The organism is Candidatus Infernicultor aquiphilus (genome assembly GCF_002784285.1).
GTDB classification, from domain to species: Bacteria; Atribacterota; Phoenicimicrobiia; order Phoenicimicrobiales; family Phoenicimicrobiaceae; genus Infernicultor; species Infernicultor aquiphilus.
In genome coordinates this window covers 1-18,124 of sequence record NZ_PFKO01000019.1, presented here as the reverse complement: position 1 = coordinate 18,124, position 18,124 = coordinate 1, and the positions used below count along the sequence as shown (strand labels likewise).

The 18,124-nt window shown below is 33.4% G+C and carries 14 protein-coding genes, 7 tRNA genes and 1 pseudogene; all 22 read left to right on the top strand.

Annotated features, from left to right (window positions below):
* Nucleotides 1–188: 188 nt before the first annotated feature.
* Nucleotides 189–920, top strand: coding sequence for a molybdopterin-guanine dinucleotide biosynthesis protein B (mobB, locus tag COZ07_RS00650; RefSeq protein WP_406606683.1), 732 nt, complete (start codon nucleotides 189–191; stop codon nucleotides 918–920).
* A gap of 275 nt (nucleotides 921–1,195) precedes the next feature.
* Nucleotides 1,196–2,197, top strand: a complete 1,002-nt coding sequence (gene trxB / locus COZ07_RS00645) for an NAD(P)/FAD-dependent oxidoreductase (RefSeq protein WP_406606682.1) — start codon at nucleotides 1,196–1,198, stop codon at nucleotides 2,195–2,197.
* A 26-nt stretch (nucleotides 2,198–2,223) separates the two neighbouring features.
* Complete coding sequence (locus COZ07_RS00640) at nucleotides 2,224–3,051, top strand: sugar phosphate isomerase/epimerase (protein WP_406606681.1); 828 nt, start codon at nucleotides 2,224–2,226, stop codon at nucleotides 3,049–3,051.
* The gene (gene lipA / locus COZ07_RS00635) at nucleotides 3,044–3,925 is read left to right on the top strand and encodes a lipoyl synthase (RefSeq protein WP_406606680.1); all 882 of its coding nucleotides are present in this window, start codon (nucleotides 3,044–3,046) and stop codon (nucleotides 3,923–3,925) included. The genes COZ07_RS00640 and lipA overlap by 8 nt, the downstream gene beginning before the upstream one ends.
* 233 nt (nucleotides 3,926–4,158) lie before the next feature.
* Nucleotides 4,159–6,258, top strand: a complete 2,100-nt coding sequence (gene fusA / locus COZ07_RS00630) for a translation factor GTPase family protein (protein ID WP_406606679.1) — start codon at nucleotides 4,159–4,161, stop codon at nucleotides 6,256–6,258.
* A gap of 733 nt (nucleotides 6,259–6,991) precedes the next feature.
* Nucleotides 6,992–7,067: transfer RNA gene (locus tag COZ07_RS00625), tRNA-Ala, on the top strand.
* 108 nt (nucleotides 7,068–7,175) lie between these two features.
* Nucleotides 7,176–9,671: a leucine--tRNA ligase gene (leuS, locus tag COZ07_RS00620; protein ID WP_406606678.1), complete on the top strand. Its 2,496-nt coding sequence runs from the start codon at nucleotides 7,176–7,178 to the stop codon at nucleotides 9,669–9,671.
* Nucleotides 9,672–9,843: 172 nt separating this feature from the next.
* Nucleotides 9,844–10,302, top strand: a complete 459-nt coding sequence (locus COZ07_RS00615) for a single-stranded DNA-binding protein (protein WP_406606677.1) — start codon at nucleotides 9,844–9,846, stop codon at nucleotides 10,300–10,302.
* Nucleotides 10,303–10,473: 171 nt separating this feature from the next.
* Nucleotides 10,474–10,549: transfer RNA gene (locus COZ07_RS00610), tRNA-Val, on the top strand.
* Nucleotides 10,550–10,569: 20 nt separating this feature from the next.
* Nucleotides 10,570–10,648: transfer RNA gene (locus tag COZ07_RS00605), tRNA-Asp, on the top strand.
* A 30-nt stretch (nucleotides 10,649–10,678) separates the two neighbouring features.
* A tRNA-Phe gene (locus COZ07_RS00600) sits at nucleotides 10,679–10,754 on the top strand.
* A gap of 13 nt (nucleotides 10,755–10,767) precedes the next feature.
* Nucleotides 10,768–10,842, top strand: a tRNA-Gly gene (locus COZ07_RS00595).
* Between the two features lie 18 nt (nucleotides 10,843–10,860).
* Nucleotides 10,861–10,934 (top strand) — tRNA-Cys (locus COZ07_RS00590).
* A gap of 40 nt (nucleotides 10,935–10,974) precedes the next feature.
* Nucleotides 10,975–11,049 (top strand) — tRNA-Val (locus tag COZ07_RS00585).
* 317 nt (nucleotides 11,050–11,366) lie between these two features.
* Nucleotides 11,367–13,280, top strand: a complete 1,914-nt coding sequence (gene thrS / locus COZ07_RS00580; RefSeq protein WP_406606676.1) for a threonine--tRNA ligase — start codon at nucleotides 11,367–11,369, stop codon at nucleotides 13,278–13,280.
* Between the two features lie 233 nt (nucleotides 13,281–13,513).
* Nucleotides 13,514–14,026 carry a translation initiation factor IF-3 gene (gene infC / locus COZ07_RS00575; RefSeq protein ID WP_406606685.1) on the top strand — a complete coding sequence of 171 codons (513 nt, stop codon included), beginning with the start codon at nucleotides 13,514–13,516 and terminating at the stop codon, nucleotides 14,024–14,026.
* 33 nt (nucleotides 14,027–14,059) lie between these two features.
* Nucleotides 14,060–14,260, top strand: a complete 201-nt coding sequence (rpmI, locus tag COZ07_RS00570) for a 50S ribosomal protein L35 (protein ID WP_406606675.1) — start codon at nucleotides 14,060–14,062, stop codon at nucleotides 14,258–14,260.
* A gap of 111 nt (nucleotides 14,261–14,371) precedes the next feature.
* A complete protein-coding gene (rplT, locus tag COZ07_RS00565) occupies nucleotides 14,372–14,728 on the top strand; it encodes a 50S ribosomal protein L20 (protein WP_406606674.1) in 357 nt (118 codons plus the stop codon).
* Between the two features lie 120 nt (nucleotides 14,729–14,848).
* Nucleotides 14,849–15,868 (top strand): phenylalanine--tRNA ligase subunit alpha, encoded by a 1,020-nt coding sequence (pheS, locus tag COZ07_RS00560; protein WP_406606673.1) that lies wholly within the window; start codon nucleotides 14,849–14,851, stop codon nucleotides 15,866–15,868.
* A 302-nt stretch (nucleotides 15,869–16,170) separates the two neighbouring features.
* Nucleotides 16,171–16,956, top strand: coding sequence for a DUF1670 domain-containing protein (locus COZ07_RS00555; protein WP_406606672.1), 786 nt, complete (start codon nucleotides 16,171–16,173; stop codon nucleotides 16,954–16,956).
* Nucleotides 16,953–17,708 carry a DUF1670 domain-containing protein gene (locus COZ07_RS00550; protein ID WP_406606671.1) on the top strand — a complete coding sequence of 252 codons (756 nt, stop codon included), beginning with the start codon at nucleotides 16,953–16,955 and terminating at the stop codon, nucleotides 17,706–17,708. Before COZ07_RS00555 ends, COZ07_RS00550 begins: the two co-directional genes overlap by 4 nt.
* 89 nt (nucleotides 17,709–17,797) lie before the next feature.
* Nucleotides 17,798–18,124 (top strand): annotated as a pseudogene (locus COZ07_RS00545) (phenylalanine--tRNA ligase subunit beta); the annotation flags it as partial.

Here is an 18,124-nt window from a genome sequence, read left to right as displayed (position 1 = left end):
GAGAATAAAAAATCTCTATCCCAAGATGCCCATATAATCTTGTGAGAGGAGCAGAGAGAAATATCTTTTAGATTCTTTTTAAAAATGTGCAGACAAACTCTCTAAAGTAGAGAACTATCTCTTGAAGACATACAGATAAGATTAGAGAGAGATTGCCAATAATTTTATTCTAAGGACGGAAAATAATAATGATGAGGGCTATTGGTATAGTAGGCTATAAAAAAAGTGGTAAAACTACCTTACTTTTAAAATTAGCTAAAGAATTAATTGGCAGGGGTTATCAGGTTGCCGCCATAAAACATATATCCGGAGATATTGATATTGCTAATTCGGATACTACAAAATACAAAGAATATCTTTCTCAGGTAGCAGCAATCACCACCAAAGAATCAATACTTTATTTAGAAGGAAAAAGTAATTTAGAAGAGATATTAAAATTTTTAGATGCAGATATAATTTTAATAGAGGGTTTTAAGAATGAAAAGACTTTTCCTAAGATTGTATGTTTAAGAAAAGAAAATGAAAAAACTGAACTATTTGACGGATTACAACTAGGTACTGCTAGTGTTTTTCCGCCAAACACAAGTTATGACTTTTCTACTTTTAATATTTTAAAAATTGAAGACATCAAAAAGATGACTGATCTAGTGATTGAGAAATCTTTTAAGTTACCTAATTTAAACTGCGGTGCTTGTGGGCATCAGGACTGTTATGGATTAGCTCAAGAAATTGTTAAGGGAAATAGAACCATAGATGATTGTCCTTCTTTAGAACCTTCAACTTTAGTGAAGGTAAATGGAAAGATAATCTCTATGAATCCTTTTATAGCTAAAATAGTAAAAAATACTATTATTGGGCTTCTCTCTACCCTAAAAGGTTTTACCAAAGGGGATATAGAGATAAAAATAAAACAAAAATAAAAATAGTATATAGTATCGAGTATATAGTATCTCGCAAAGAAGAAGTCAGAAGTCAGAAGCCAGAAGCCAGAAGAAAGAAGAAAGAAGAAAAGATAGATTCCTGCTTCCGCAGGAATGACAGGGATTTGCAGGAATGACAGGGATTTGATTTATCAAACTCGTAATAAGTGTTTAATTAAAAATTAATATTAAATTAGTAAAACAGAGTATTTTATGCTATACGTTACCCGTTAAACGTTATAAATAAATAATTATTTTATGGAGGTGAATCTTTATTGTCGGTAGTTTTGACTAAACCAAAAGCAAATAATAAAGAAAAGGTTAAAGAAGAAAAAATATATGATGTAATTATAATTGGAGGAGGCGCTGCTGGTTTAACTGCAGGGATTTATCTTGCTCGAGCTCGAATGGATACTTTATTAATTGAAAAGATGAGTCCAGGTGGGCAAGCAATTCTTACTGAGATTATTGAAAATTATCCCGGCTTCCCTCACGGTATAGCAGGGCCAGAATTGATGCAAAAGATAGAAGAACAAGCTGTGCGATTCGGTCTAAAGATAGAATACGGTGAAGTGCTAAAAGTAGAAATAAAAGAAGAAAAGCAAGATAAGATAAAAATAGTAAAAACTGATCATCAAGAATATAAGACTCTGGCAATTATTCTTGCTTCTGGAGCAGAAGCCAGAAAATTAGGAGTACCAGGAGAAGAAAAGTTAATCGGAAGAGGAATTTCTTATTGTGCTACCTGTGATGCTCCTTTTTTTCAAAACCAGAAGGTGGTAGTGGTTGGAGGAGGAGATACTGCCATTGAAGAGTCTTTATATTTAAGCAAATTTGCCCGAGAGATAACCATCATCCATCGCCGAGATAGATTGAGAGCAACCAAGATATTACAGGAAAGAATTTTTTCTAATAAGAAGATAAATATTGCCTGGGATTCAATAGTGGTAAAAATATTGGGTCAGGAAAAAGTAGAAGGTGTGTTAATTAAAAATATTAAAACCGGACAGGAAAGAGGAATTTCCAGTCAGGGTGTTTTTATGTTTGTAGGGTATTTACCCAATACTAAATTTTTAGAAGGGATAATAAAATTAGATGATAGAGGTTATATTGTAACTGATGATAATATGATGAGTTCACATGAAGGCATCTATGCCTGTGGAGATGTGCGAAAAAAAATCTTAAGACAGGTGGTTACTGCCTGTGGAGAAGGAGCTACCGCGGCCTTTGCCGCTGAAAAGTATATCGAAGAGTTAAAAGGAGTTTCTTATAAATAAGAGAGAAGAAAGGATAAAATAGAAGAATGGAATTAGGATTATCCTCATTTTTATTTGAAGATTGTAAATTAGAATCAAAATTACCTCTGCTTAAAGAAGCAGGAATAAAATATATTGAAGTAAAACCAAAAGAAAGACACTTTGATTTTCAAGATCCAAAATATCTCGATGGAATGGCGAAAGAGTTTAAAAAGTATGGAATAAAAGCGAAATCAATGCATATGCCGACCAATAGTGTAGATATTTCCTTAATTGAGGAATATGATCGAGTATGGTCTGTCCGAGAAGTAGAAAAAGCAGTTCTTGCCCTACTAAGATTGGAAGGAGAAATAATAGTAATTCATCCTGGAAGTAAGATAGAAGATGAAAAAATGAGGAAGAAACGTCGAGAAAAGAGTGAGCAAAGCTTAGAGGAGATATTAGAGTTTTGTGAACACTGGGGAATTAAGATTGCCCTGGAAAATACTTTGCCCGGTAAAACTGGTGATAGTATACTTGAGATTTTAGAGATAGTAAAGAAGTTTAATTCTAAAAATTTAGGAGTTTGTTTAGATACCGGTCATTGTCATATAACTTCATCTCTTTATGGACATAATGATGTACCTGCGTGCCTTAATGATATAAATAATTATTTATATCATTTACATATCCACGATAATTTCGGAAAAAGCGATGACCATTATTTACCCTTTGAGGGAAGTATAGATTGGGAAAGATTTGTAAAGAACTTAAAAGAGATTGATTATAAAGGAGTATTTATGTTTGAATTAAGAAATACAGGAAATACTGCAGAAATGCTCCAAAAAGTTAAAGATATATATCTAAAATTATATCGATGGGATAAAAATGACTGAAAAAAAAGGGAATCTTTATTGGTTACGAAGAACATTACCTGACCAAAGGGTTTTAGATCGAATGGATGCATTATTAGAAGGTCTAAATTTACATACAGTTTGTGATAGTGCCTTATGCCCTAATCGAGGTGAGTGTTTTAAAAGCGGGACTGCTACCTTTATGATATTGGGGGATATTTGTACACGTAATTGTAGATTTTGCGCCGTAAAAAAAGGAAAACCTCTCCCCTTAGATCCAGAAGAACCTTATCATATTGCCCAAGCTGCCAAACATTTACAGCTTAAACATATTGTAGTTACTTCCGTAACTAGAGATGACCTCCCGGATGGTGGGGCGGAACACTTTGCGGAGACTATTATAGAAATTAAGAAACAACTCCCTAAAAGCACAATAGAGGTATTAGTACCTGATTTTAAAGGTTCCTGGGAGGCTCTTCAAAGAGTAATAGATGCTCAACCAGAAGTTATAAATCATAATATCGAAACAGTTAATCGTTTATATAGACTAGTTAGACCCAAGGCTATTTATAAACGTTCTTTGGAATTATTAAGACAGGTTAAAATTCGAGATAAGAATATTATTTCTAAATCAGGGATTATGGTAGGTCTAGGAGAAGAGGAGGAAGAGATTATCCAGGTGATGAAAGATTTAAGGGAGGTGGATGGTGATATTTTAACTATAGGTCAGTATTTAAGGCCTTCTCCTCTTCATTTAAGGGTACAGAATTATATTCATCCAGATAAGTTTGAAGAATATCAGAAGATAGGAATGTCTTTAGGCTTTAAATACGTGGCTTCTGCTCCTTTAGTACGCAGTTCCTATCATGCGGGGGAAATTTTAAAAGACATATTAATTAAATATAAAAATTTATAGTTAATTTCTTTGATATATTTAAGTATATCTGATAAAATTAAAATCAATAATTAAATAAAGAATTGATTTATTATAAAAAATTTAAAAAGACAAAATATTCAAGGGTAATATTTACACCTCTTGCTTGATGAGAAGAAAAAGGTTGAGATATAAATAAAAGGGATTTCAAGGGGAAAGGATTTCCCCTTGAATATCTTGTAAAAATTGATCAAGAATAAGGAGGACAGCTTTTCATGACCAAGTATGACATAAATAAGGTAAGAAATATTGCTTTGGTAGGACACGGTGATTCTGGTAAAACTTCACTTGTTGAGGCTATGCTTTATGACTCAGGAATGATTAACAGATTAGGAAATATCGGGCAAGGTAATACTACTACTGATTATGATCCTAGAGAAATAAAAAAGGGAATAACTATCAATTCATCTTTGGCTTATTTAAATTGGAAAGATTTATTAATAAATATTATAGATACCCCCGGTTACCTTGACTTTATTACCGATACCCAATCAAGTCTTAGAATTATAGATAATGCCATAGTAGTAATATGTGGAGTATCAGGAGTAGAAGTACAGACTGAGAAAGTATGGGATTTTGCCAACAAATATAAACTTCCCCGAGTAATTTTTATTAATAAAATGGAGCGGGAAAGAGCAGATTTTTATCGAATAAAAGATATGATTAACAAAGTTTTTGGATCATCCGTCATTTCAGTACAGTTGCCTATTGGTCAGGAAGAGAACTTCAAAGGCATAGTTGATTTAATAAAGATGAAAGCCATTATTTATAAAAAATCAGGAGAGGGCAAGCCAATCTTTGAAGAACAAGAAATTTCACCAGATATTAAAGAACAGGCAGAATCTTATCGTAAAGAATTAATAGAAGCAGTAGTAGAATTTGATGATGAGCTTTTAATGAAATATTTAAATGGAGAGACTTTAACTAATGAGGAGATTAATTCTTGTTTAAAACAGAGAATAAAAGAAAGAAAAATTATTCCCATTCTTTGTGGTTCAGCTACTATGAATTTAGGAATAGAGCTTCTGATTGATTTTATAGCTGAATATCTTCCTTCCCCATTGGATATGCCTCCGATTGCCGCCAAGAATATAAAAACTTCTTCTGAAGAAATGATAAAAAATTCTCTTGATTCCCCCTTTTCTGCTTTTGTTTTTAAGACTGTAGCAGATCCTTATGTAGGGAATTTAACTTATTTTAGAGTATATTCAGGAAAATTAAATGAAGATTCGAATGTTTACAATTCTTCAAAAGGTGAAGATAGTAAAGTAGGGAAAATTTATAAAATGCAGGGCAAGAATCAACAGTTTATTTCTGAAATTTGTGCAGGAGATATAGCTGCTGTAGCAAAACTTAAAAATACTACTACTGGTGATACTCTCTGCGCAAAAGATTATCCTGTATTATTTGAAAAAATAGTATATCCTGAACCGATAATGTCACTGGCAATTTATCCTAAAACTAAAGGAGATGAGGATAAATTAAGTATTGCAATAAGTCGGATCATTGATGAGGACCCCACAGTTAAAGTTTATAGAGACGAAAATACCGGGGAAACTATAATGACTGGTATGGGGGAATCCCATCTGGAAGTAATAATTGACACTATGGAAAGTAAGTTTGGAGTAGAAGTTGAGAAAAGTACTCCTAAGGTAGGCTATAAAGAGACTATTCGAAAAAAAGTTCAGGTAGAAGGAAAATACAAAAAACAATCTGGTGGTAGAGGTCAATATGGACATTGTTGGTTAGAGCTTGAACCTAAAGGTAGGGGAGAAGGTTTTGAGTTTGCAGACAAAATAGTTGGTGGAGTAATTCCACGTCAATATCGTTCTGCAGTGGAAAAAGGAGTGATTGAAGCAATGGAAAAAGGAGTGCTGGCAGGATATCCTACCGTAGATATGAAGGCTGCAGTTTATGATGGCAGCTATCATCCAGTGGATTCTTCAGAAATGGCTTTTAAGGTAGCAGGTTCAATGGCTTTTAAAAAAGGAGCAGCACAAGCTAACCCTATATTATTAGAACCCATTATGGATATTGAAGTAATAGTGCCCAAAGAATATATGGGAGATATAATTGGTGATTTAAATAGTAAAAGAGGAAAGATAATGGGTATGGAAGAATCATCAACCGAAAAACAGGTTATTAAAGCTAAGATTCCTCAGGCGGAAATATTCAAGTATGCTATTGACTTAAGATCAATTACTCAGGGGAGAGGAACTTTTACGGTGAAATTTTCCCATTATGAAGAGGTTCCAGCTAATATTGTACAGGAAATAATTGCTAAAGCCAAAAAAGAAGAGGAAGATAAAAAATAATTTCTTAAAAAAATTTAAAAAATATTTTTAAAAAAGAAGGATTTTTAAATTAGATATAGAATATATTATATAAAGATAAAATTATTTATCGGTTTATACTAAAAAAATATTATAAAAAAAGGGGAGGTGTAATAATATGGCAGATTTAGCTTGGTATTGGTGGGCAGCAATTATTGGAGCGATAGCATATTTGATATGGTATTTTGCAGGAGCATAGAATAAAATATAAATTAAAATTAAATTACTACTAAAAATTATAAGAAACGTTTCTATAGGTGCAGGGTGATACAAATTGTCCTGCACTTTATTTATTAAAAAAGAGGAAATTATATTTTTTTTAGACATTGTCGTATAAAATAATAAATATTATTACCCCAATAAATAAAGTGATTAATTTGAAATTTCAGAAAAATAAAAAATACATTTTATCAATTTTACTTTTAATCCGGAGTATGGGAAAAGAGAAGCCGAATTGAATATCGAAATCAGGGGAGGTTTTATAGATATTGAAGTAGTTCCTTTACTATTACTATAATCATAATTAATAAGTAATTCAAAATGTTGACTTTTATGTTTTTATAAATTATACTTAAAACGGACTGAATTAGAAAAAGACAGAAAACTCACCTTCAAGTTTTGTAAGCGAAAATTAGATTAAAAAACTTGATTTAAGATTTAAGTGTAGTTTACAACGTTTAGCAAGCGTTAATTGTTTAATAAGAGTAGATTATATGGGGCTGTAGCGCAGTTGGGAGCGCGCCTCCTTGGCGTGGAGGAGGTCGCGGGTTCGATCCCCGCCAGCTCCACCAAATTATAATATCTACTAAAAAAGGGTGGTACCACGGGAAATCTCGTCCCTAGTAATTTGATTAATTGCTTGAGGCGGGATTTTTATTTTTAAGGAGGAATATTCAAAAATGGAAGATAAATATAATTTTATCGAAGTTGAAGAAAAATGGCAGGAATATTGGAAGAAAAATAATTTTTTTAAATCTTATCTAGATTCTAAAAAACAAAAATATTATGTTTTAGAAATGTTTCCTTATCCTTCAGGAGAACCTCATATGGGGCACGTAAAAAATTATGTTATTGGTGATGTAGTAGCTAGATATAAACATTCTCAAGGATATAATATTTTACACCCTATGGGTTGGGATGCTTTTGGTTTACCCGCGGAGAATGCGGCTATTCAACATAAAATTCACCCTTCAATTTGGACTAAAAATAATATTCAAAAAATGAAAAATACCCTCATAAAGATGGGTATTAGTTATGATTGGGATAGAGAAATATCAACCTGTAAACCAGATTACTATAAATGGACCCAGTGGATATTTTTACAGTTATATAAAAATGGATTAGCTTACAAGAAGAAAGGAGTAGTAAACTGGTGCCCTTCTTGCTCTACCGTATTAGCTAATGAACAAGTAGTAGAGGGAAAATGTGAAAGATGTGGGGCTGAAGTTACCAAAAAAGAGTTACCTCAATGGTTTTTCAAGATTACTGAATATGCTCAGAGCTTGCTTGATGATATGGAATGTTTAGAAGAATGGCCCGAGAGAGTGTTGACTATGCAGAAAAATTGGATAGGTAGAAGTGAAGGAGCCAGGATTGAATTTCCCATAAAAGGAGGAAATAAAACGATACCAGTTTTTACCACTCGACCAGATACCCTCTATGGAGCAACTTATTTTCTGTTAGCCCCCGAACATCCTTTGGTAGAAGAGATAATAATAGACTCACCTTATAAAGATGAAGTTCAAAGTTTTATTAAAGAAGTAAGTAAAGAAAGTACGATAGAAAGAATATCAACTACTTTAGAAAAAAGAGGATGTTTTACTGGTAAATATGTAATAAATCCTATAAATAGTGAAGAAATTCCTATTTGGGTTGCAAATTATGTATTAATGGAGTATGGAACCGGTGCTGTAATGGCAGTCCCGGCTCATGATCAAAGGGATTTTGAATTTGCTAAAAAATATAACCTTCCTATAAGGATAGTTATTCAGCCAAAAGACCAAGAAGTTTCCTTTAACACCTTGGAGGCTGCCTTTGATGAAGAGGGCATCATGGTTAATTCTGGTCAATTTAACGGTTTACCCAATGCTAAGGCATTAGAAAATATAATTGACCATTTGATTAAAAAGGGTTATGGAAAGAAAGAAGTCAATTATAGGTTAAGAGATTGGCTTATTTCTCGGCAGCGTTATTGGGGAGCACCGATACCCATAATTTATTGTCCTGATTGTGGAATGGTCCCTGTCCCCGAAGAAGACTTACCCGTTTTACTCCCAGAAAATGTTGATTTTAGACCAACTGGAATGTCTCCCTTAGAAAGGAGCAAAGAATTTGTAAATACGATTTGTCCTAAATGTGGCAAAAAAGCCAAGAGAGAAACAGATACTATGGATACTTTTGTCTGTTCTTCTTGGTATTACCTTAGATATTGTTCTCCTCAGTGTGATACTGCTCCTTTTAATACTCAGGAATTAAAATATTGGATGCCGGTAGATCAATATATCGGTGGGGTAGAGCATGCAATATTACATCTATTATATTCTCGGTTTTTTACTAAAGCTTTATATGATCTGAAATATGTTAATTTTAAAGAACCGTTTAAAAGACTCTTTACCCAGGGAATGGTTTGCAAAGATGGTGCAGCAATGTCTAAATCCAAAGGTAATGTGGTTACTCCAGGAGAAATATTTTCTAAATTTGGTATTGATGCTACCAGGGTAATGATACTATTTGCTAGTCCTCCAGAAGTAGATATGGAATGGACTGATAAAGGAATGGAAGGGGCATCTCGATTTTTGAATCGGGTTTGGCGCTTAATTTATAATAATTTAGATTATTTTAAAAAGGTGAGAAGCAAGGAAGAAGTTTTCTTGGAAGATATAAGTGATGAAGCTAAAAAAATAAGACAAAAAACTCATCAAACCATTAAAAAAGTTACTGAAGATATAGAAGAAAGATTTCATTTCAATACTGCCATTAGTGCAATCATGGAGTTAACCAATGAGGTATATAAGTTTCAGCTGGAAGAAAAAGGTGGCAAAGAAGGAGATGTTTTTGTTTTAAGAAAGGCATTAGAAATAATAATTAGGCTTTTGGGTCCGATCGCTCCTCATTTTTCAGAAGAGCTATGGCAAGAGATGGGAAATAAAGAAAGTATTTATATGCAGCCTTGGCCCAAGTACGATGATATATTATTAGAGGAAGAGGAGAAAATAATTGTAGTTCAGGTAAATGGAAAATTAAGAGGAAAATTAACAGTTTCTGCATCTTATAATGATGAAAGGATAGAAAGGGAAGCACTCTCCATACCAAAAATTCAAGAAAAAATTGAAGGTAAAAAGATTATCAAGATTATCGCTGTTTCTGGGAAATTGGTAAATATTGTGGTAAAATAATAAACAAATATTAAAATAAATTGAATTCAGAATCCAGAATCCAGGAGCCAGAATAGGACCGTATTTTGTAAAGTGGATATTATATCACCTATATTCTGAATTCTGACTACTGACTCCTGAATTCTTAAATATTATAAAAAATTTTAAATTAAATAAAAAGGGAGGAAACATTATGGCTACTTTTAGTGACTTAAATAATTTTGTTGGTATTGGCAGGTTGACTCGAGATCCAGAATTGAGATATACACCGGCCGGGAAGGGGGTATGTAAATTTGGTATTGCTATAAATAGAACTTATAGAAATCAGGAAGGAAATAATGTAGATGAAGTTCTCTTTATAAATGTGACAACCTGGGGTAAACAGGCAGAAAATTGTTCCCAGTTTTTAAAAAAAGGCAGAAGAGTAGCTATAAATGGCGAACTAAGATCTAATAATTGGCAGGACAAAGAGGGGAATAAAAGAGTGTCTTTTGAGATTAATGCCAGAACGGTGCAGTTTTTAGATTTAATAAAAGATACCGGTATGGCCAAAGAAAGTTATCCTGCAGATAGTGAAGAGGGTATTCCCGAGGAAGTAGTGAACGAAGATGCTCCAGTAGCTCCAGTATCAGAAAACGATATTCCGTTTTAAATAAAATAGTATATAGTATGTAGTATATAGTATATAGTGAAGAAGAGAAAAGACAGAAGATAAGAGTCAGAAGAAATAGATTTTGCAATGTTCCTAAATATTATGCCAATATTATTATAGACAAAGAAAAAAAGAGATGTTATAATATCACTTACCAAGTAAAAGATAAGTGGGCGGGTAGCTCAGTTGGGAGAGCACTGGTTTTACACGCCAGGGGTCACAGGTTCAATCCCTGTTCCGCCTACCAATTTTTAATATAAATATAACGGGGTCGTAGTGCAGCTTGGTTTAACACGCCTGCCTGTCACGCAGGAGATCGCGAGTTCAAATCTCGTCGACCCCGCCATTTTTATTATATTTAAGGCGATTTAAAAACGCCGAGATAGCTCAGTTGGTAGAGCAGTGGACTGAAAATCCACGTGTGCCCAGTTCGATTCTGGGTCTCGGCACCATTTTTTTGTTTTTGCGGAAATAGCTCAGCGGTAGAGCATCGCCTTGCCAAGGCGAGGGTCGCGGGTTCAAATCCCGTTTTCCGCTCCATTTTATAAAAATTAATGAGGCGGCATCGCCAAGTGGGAAGGCAAAGGACTGCAAATCCTTCATCCTCGGTTCAAATCCGAGTGCCGCCTCCATTTAGCTTTTTATTCAGAAAGATTATTAATTGCCCTAAGTGGGCGGTTAGTTCAGAGGAAGAACGCTTGCTTGACACGCAAGAGGTCACTGGTTCAAGTCCAGTACTGCCCACCATTGTGAAATAAAGATAAAATTAGTAGGAAAAAGTAGGTTATTCTTTTATAAAAGAGAGTAGATATTAAAGCTGTGAATATCTATATAAATAGCTAACCGAATACCTTCCTATAAATATGACCTAACTTAAAAAAATTAAAAAAATGAGTAAGATTAGGCGGTTTATATCCGTTAAAATATTTTTAAGTGAGTTAAATTTATATATTTATATATTTTTAACTAAAAAAGGTGGAACCGCGAGATAGGCTTATTTAACTTCTCGTCCTTTTCAGATCAGGACGAGAAGTTTTTTTATTTAAATGAAGGAGGTAAATATTATGTCCAAAATTAAAGTTATTTTATTAGATGGTTCGGAAGTAGAATTGAATAAAGATGCAACTTTATATGATGCTGCTCTTAAAATAAGTCAAAAATTTGCTAAAGAAGCTATTGCTGGCATAGTAAATGGAGAAAAAAAGGATTTAAATTATACCTTGAAAAATAATGACCGAATTGAAATTTTAACTTTTACTTCCCCTGAAGGTAAAGAAATTTATTATCATAGTACTTCCCATATTATGGCTCAAGCGGTAAAAGAATTATTTCCTCAGGCTAAATTAGCCATTGGACCAGCCATTAAGGATGGTTTCTATTATGATTTTGATTTAGATCGTCCGTTTACTCCAGAAGATATGGTAGTTATTGAGAAAAAGATGGAAGAGATAATTGATAGAAATCTTCCTCTAAAAAGAATAGAAGTAAGTAGGGAAGAGGCTAATAAATTATTTAAAGAAAGAAAAGAGGATTATAAGTTAGAGCTTATTAGGGATTTACAAGATGATATGCTTACTTTATATCAGCAGGGAGATTATATTGATTTATGCAGAGGACCCCATATTGCTTCTACTGGGAAGATAAAAGTTTTCAAACTTTTAAGTATTGCCGGGGCCTATTGGAGAGGGAATGAAAAAAATAAAATGTTACAACGTATTTATGGGATTTCTTTTGATAAAAAATCCGAATTGGATAATTACTTGATATTGATTGAGGAAGCAAAAAAGAGAGACCATCGAAAATTGGGAAAAGAATTAGAATTATTCAGCATGCATGACGAAGGAGTTGGGTTCCCTTTCTTTCATCCTAAGGGAATGGTGTTAAGAAATATATTAGAGGATTATTGGAAAGAAGAACATTACAAGAGTGGCTATACAGAAGTTAAAACTCCGATTATCTTGAATAAATCCTTATGGATGAAATCTGGGCATTGGGATCATTATAAGGAGAATATGTATTTTACCAAGATAGATGAGGAAGATTATGCTATTAAACCAATGAATTGTCCTGGAGGAATTTTAATTTATAAATGCACCCTTCATAGCTACAGAGATTTACCGCTTAGAATGGGAGAGTTAGGGTTAGTGCATAGGCATGAATTATCCGGAGTGCTTCACGGACTATTCAGAGTAAGGTGTTTTACTCAAGATGATGCTCATATATTTATGACTCCAGAACAGATTAAGGATGAAATAAAAGGGGTAATTGATTTGACTGATCGGATATATAAGACCTTCGGCTTTTCCTATCATGTGGAATTAAGTACTAAACCAGAAAATGCTATGGGTTCTGATGAAATATGGGAAATGGCTACTAATAGTTTAGAAGAAGCCTTAATAGATAAGAAAATTAATTATGTCGTTAATGAGGGTAACGGGGCATTTTATGGTCCAAAGATAGATTTTCATTTAAAAGATTGTATCGGTAGAAGTTGGCAATGCGGGACTATACAGTTGGATTTTATTATGCCAGAAAAGTTTGACCTTTTCTTTATCAATAAAGAGGGAGATAAGGAAAAGCCAGTTATGTTGCACCGAACTATTTTAGGAAGTATAGAGAGATTTATGGGGATACTTATTGAAAATTTTGCGGGAGCATTTCCTTTGTGGTTGGCCCCTGTTCAGGTAAAGTTATTACCTATTGCGGATAGACATATTAAATATGGAAAAGATATAATAAAAAAATTAACCAAATATAATATAAGGGTGGAGTTGGATGAGGTTAATGATAAAATTGGTACCAAGATAAGAAAAACTGAGCTAGAAAAGATACCTTATATGTTAATATTTGGGGATAAAGAATTAGAGGAAGATCTCGTATCAGTAAGGAAAAGAGGAAAGGGAGATTTGGGAAGGATAAAGATAGCTAAATTTGTAAAAAATGTTTTAAAAGAAATTAAAGATAAAAAATTACCATAATATAAATTTTTAAAACCACATCGGTGGGTGTGATAGTGTATTGACTAAATATATAGAATATGTTATAGTTTTTTAAAAATAATAAGAGATTAATTGAATCTACAGAAAAATAAAAATTTATGTGTTTATCTATTAAAATCAATAAGAATATTTTTTAAAGATGACTTTAAAATTGGAATACAATAGATAGAAATTAATAAAATAATCATCTTTAATTAGTGTAAAGGGGGAAAATAGGTATTAGTTCAAAGTTAAGAGCGAATAAAGAAATTAAAGTAGATAAGATCAGACTTATAGACTTTGAAGGCAATCAAGTAGGAATAGTAAGTAAGAAAGAGGGTCTTGAACTTGCTGAAAAGGATAACCTTGATTTAGTTGAAGTTGCACCAGAGGCTAATCCTCCAGTTTGTAGAATTATTGATTATGGAAAATATAAATACTCGCTGGATAAAAAAAATAAGAGTGGAAAAAAGAAACAAAAAAATAGCGGGATGAAAGAAATAAAGATGCGTCCAAATATAGGAGAACATGATTATAATTTTAAAATAAAACATTTGGGTAATTTTTTAAAAGATGGTAATCAAGTTAAAATTACCATAATGTTTAAAGGACGCGAGATGAATTATATAGATTTAGGAAGACGATTATTGGAACGTATAATTAAAGATACTAATGAAATAGCTAAAGTTGTAAAGGAACCAAAATTAGAAGGACGAAATATGACTTTAGTTTTAATGCCCAAATAATTAAATCTTACAGAAGAAAGGTAAAATAGATATATGCCTAAAATGAAGACACATAAAAGCTCAGCAAAAAGATTTCGAGTAAAAAAATCAGGTACGGTATTAAGGTCAAAAGCTTACAAGAGCCACATTTTGACCAAAAAAACTGCAAAGCGTAAGAGGAATTTAAGGAAGGCTGCCACAGTGGATAGTACTGATATGAAAAGAGTTAGAAGAGCATTACCGTATGCTTTTTAATTTTTAGAGGTATCGAAGTATTATTTAAAATACTATTAAATTAAGAATATAAATAAAAATAAAGGTAAATTAGAAATATAATTCAGATATAAAAAATAAGGAGTGAATAGGATGCCAAGAGCGACGAACAGTGTTGCCTCAAGAAGAAGGCGGAAAAAAGTACTGAAATTAACTAAAGGTTATTGGGGGGCTAAGAGTAAACTATTTCGTATTGCCCACACTCAGATGTTAAAATCTCTTTCTTATGCTTATAGGGATAGAAGAGCGAGAAAGAGAGATTTTAGAAGTTTATGGATAATTAGAATCGGTATTGCTGCAAGCAATGAAGGGGTATCTTATAATAAATTTATAAGAGGTTTAAAAGATGCCGGAGTGGTAATCAATAGAAAAATATTAGCTGAATTCGCAGTTAATAATCATGAAGCTTTTATTAATTTAGTAAAAGTAGCTAAAGAAAGTATTAGCTAAAAGGGTGGTACCGCGAAAAAGGTTTATGATTTTCGTCCCTTTATAAGAGAGAGAAAACCTGAACCTTTTTTTTATTTTATAAGGATATTAATCGGCATTATTAATAAGGAGGGGATACTTTTGGAGAAGAAAATAAAAAAAATTAAAGAAGAAATTATTTTTAAATCAAATTCGGTTAGTAATTTAAAGGATATTGAAAAAATAAAAGTAGAATATTTAGGTAGAAAAGGCCTGGTAACTCTCCTATTGAGAAGATTAGGAGAACTTTCTACTCAAGAAAGACCGAAAATTGGACAGTTGTTAAATCAGACTAAAAGAGAGATTGAAGAGTTATTAAAAATAAAAACTATAGAAATAGAAAAATTAGAAAAAAATAAAAAATTAAAAGAAGAAAGTATTGATGTAACCCTTCCTGGGAAAAAGTCAGATAGAGGAACTATCCATCCCATCAACTTAGTTTTAAAGAAAACGGAAGAAATATTTTTAAGTATAGGCTTTAAAATAGAAGAAGGTCCAGAAGTAGAATTAGATTATTATAACTTTGAAGCACTTAACATACCTAAAGATCATCCAGCCAGAGATGACCAGGATTCTTTTTATTTAAACAGAGAGATTTTACTTCGAACTCATACTTCACCAGTAGAAATTAGAGTTATGGAAAAACAACAGCCACCAGTCAGGATTATTGCTACCGGGAAATGTTATAGACGTGATGCTGCGGATAGTACTCATTCTCCGATGTTTCATCAGATAGAAGGTTTAGCAGTGGATAAGGATATTACTTTTGGTGATTTAAAAGGTGTTTTAACAGTTTTTGTGCATAGAATGTTTGGTGAAGATCGGAAAGTGAGATTTAGACCTGGCTACTTTCCTTTTACAGAACCGAGTGCTGAGGTAGATGTATCTTGTCTATTATGTCATGGAAAAGGCTGTAGGTCTTGTGGATATAGTGGTTGGTTAGAGATTATGGGTGCCGGGATGACTGATCCAGCAGTTTTTAATATGGTAGGCTATGATCCAGAAAAATATTCTGGTTTTGCCTTTGGAATGGGAGTAGAAAGAATTGCTATGTTAAAATATGGTATAAATGATATCCGTTTATTTTTTGAAAATGATTTAAGATTTTTAAAACAATTTTGAGATAGTCGTTAGTGAATAGTAGCAACCGGACACTTAACTTGAGTGCCAGGTTGAATAAATAGACTTGATGTATTGTGTCTTTACTCTATTAAATTAAAAACTTAAAATAAAAAACGAAAAACCATAATTCAAAACTCAAAACTTTTTTGTATAAACTATTGCTTTTAATGTGGGGATCGAATTTATTCGACCGGTGTTATTTTGGTAATTTTTTTAGCTTTTTTTACTATATAACTATTAGCTCATATGCCCCCAGGTCTATGCTAATATAATAACATATAGACCAAGGAGGTAATAGCTATATGACCAATAGTATTTGTAATCATTTAGTTAAGTCACCAGAGGGCTGTTTCAAACGTGATGTAATAGATGGGTATGGATTATCAAGAGTTGAAGCCGATGTGCTCTGGGACTATGTGAATAATTTTGTAAAAGAACATTATCTTGCTAGTAGATTTGACAATCAGATCATATTCTATGCTGTATCAGCAGATGAACCGGCCGGAAAGCCGATTAAAGACTGTCGGATTATTCCAGTAAATCTTACTCTATACCGCCATACAGACTGGAAAATAAAGGCTAAACTAGGCATTCCTGCTCTAAGAGAATCTTTGGTAGCAAGGCTTTCTGAGGAAGCACACCACCAGGGAGGTCTACTTTCTCAAGGCGATCTTGCTGAGATATTAATTGTCGATAAGTCTACGGTAAAGAGAATCGTCAAAAGAATAAAGGCAAGGGGTGACAGCATACCTACCAGAGGAGAGATCAAAGATATCGGACCGGGGGTATCTCATAAAGCAAGAATCATTGAACTACTCCTAAAAAGATATCAGCCCACCGAGGTAGCCCTAAAGACCAAGCATAGTCTGTCCTCGGTAACCAGGTACTTTGAAAATTTCATCAAGGTCTTGTATCTAGATGATCAAGGATTTAGCCTCGTTAAAATACGCCATCTTACCGGTACCTCAGAGAAGGTAGTCGGTGAGTATCTTAAAATCTATACTCGATGTAAGGAAAATGAGGACTACACCGAAAGATTAGAGGAGATCAAGGGCTACCTATCCAGTAAAAAAAGGGGGCTGCTATGAGCATAAATAAGCAAGTATACGGTCGCCTTCAGGAAAAGACCCTAAAAAACAGCCTGATCCTTCACCTGATGGAAAACTATGGTTACCAGTCCAAGCCCAAGGTCGCTGAGGCTCTGATTATTGATCTCTTATCCATCCATGCTGAATCTACTAAAGATGCCTTAGAACTTAAGCCCGGACAGATGGTCTGGCCTGCGGTCCTAAAGACCGAAAAACACGGCAATGGGAAAACGCTTGCTAAGACCAAGTCTAAGCAGGTTATCCTGTCTATCGTGGCCGATTCAGATATTTTAGATTACAGCAGGGGGATAAAAACCTCTCTCATCTTGGCTAAAAGAATAGCCCGGATTGTAAATGAAGCATACCATCAAGGTGGGGTACTCTCCCAAGCTGATATCGCCCTGATCTTTAATCTATCCCAAGCCAAAGTATCCCAGCTTGTTCTAGCCTACCAGAAGGAGAAAGAGGTGATGCTTCCCCTTAGAGGGGTAGTTCATGATATGGGCAGATCCATAACTCATAAGGTAAAAATAATCAACCTGTATACCCAAAACTATTCTACCAAAGATATAGCCAGAGCTACTTCCCATGCACCTTCATCGGTGGATAGATATATCAGAGATTTCCAAAGGGTTAAAATCCTTTGGGAAAGAGGTATGATTTTAAGTGAAATAGCTTATATCACCTCATTATCTGAGAACCTGGTTACTGAATATATTGAAATTGTCAAAGAACAGGTGTTAAAAAATTAAATTTTATTGTATACTTAAGGGAGACCTAGGGGCATATGCCCCCATTACTATATACTAACGACTATTCACTATAAGAAGGGAGTGAAAAAATGCAGGTTTCTTATAATTTATTAAAAGAATATGTGGATATTGATAATATATCCCCTGAAGAGCTTACTAATAGATTAACTATGAATGGAATAATTTTAGAACGAATGGAAAATATATCTGCTGCTGAGATAGAGAAAGTAGTAGTAGGTAAGATAACTGCTCTAAATAAACATCCTGAAAATAAAAATTTATCTGTCTGTCAGGTAGACATAAAAGGAAAAATACTTCAAATAGTTTGTGGGGCAAACAATATGAAAGTTTTTGATAAAGTAGCAGTTGCTTTAGAAGGAGCAAAATTGCCTCAGATAGGAGTTATTAAAAGTAAA

Coding starts and splice junctions, on each gene's coding strand:
- mobB (WP_406606683.1), top strand. CDS start 189: ATGATGAGGGCTATTGGTATAGTAGGCTATAAAAAAAGTGGTAAAACT.
- COZ07_RS00640 (WP_406606681.1), top strand. CDS start 2,224: ATGGAATTAGGATTATCCTCATTTTTATTTGAAGATTGTAAATTAGAA.
- lipA (WP_406606680.1), top strand. CDS start 3,044: ATGACTGAAAAAAAAGGGAATCTTTATTGGTTACGAAGAACATTACCT.
- fusA (WP_406606679.1), top strand. CDS start 4,159: ATGACCAAGTATGACATAAATAAGGTAAGAAATATTGCTTTGGTAGGA.
- leuS (WP_406606678.1), top strand. CDS start 7,176: ATGGAAGATAAATATAATTTTATCGAAGTTGAAGAAAAATGGCAGGAA.
- COZ07_RS00615 (WP_406606677.1), top strand. CDS start 9,844: ATGGCTACTTTTAGTGACTTAAATAATTTTGTTGGTATTGGCAGGTTG.
- thrS (WP_406606676.1), top strand. CDS start 11,367: ATGTCCAAAATTAAAGTTATTTTATTAGATGGTTCGGAAGTAGAATTG.
- rpmI (WP_406606675.1), top strand. CDS start 14,060: ATGCCTAAAATGAAGACACATAAAAGCTCAGCAAAAAGATTTCGAGTA.
- rplT (WP_406606674.1), top strand. CDS start 14,372: ATGCCAAGAGCGACGAACAGTGTTGCCTCAAGAAGAAGGCGGAAAAAA.
- COZ07_RS00555 (WP_406606672.1), top strand. CDS start 16,171: ATGACCAATAGTATTTGTAATCATTTAGTTAAGTCACCAGAGGGCTGT.
- COZ07_RS00550 (WP_406606671.1), top strand. CDS start 16,953: ATGAGCATAAATAAGCAAGTATACGGTCGCCTTCAGGAAAAGACCCTA.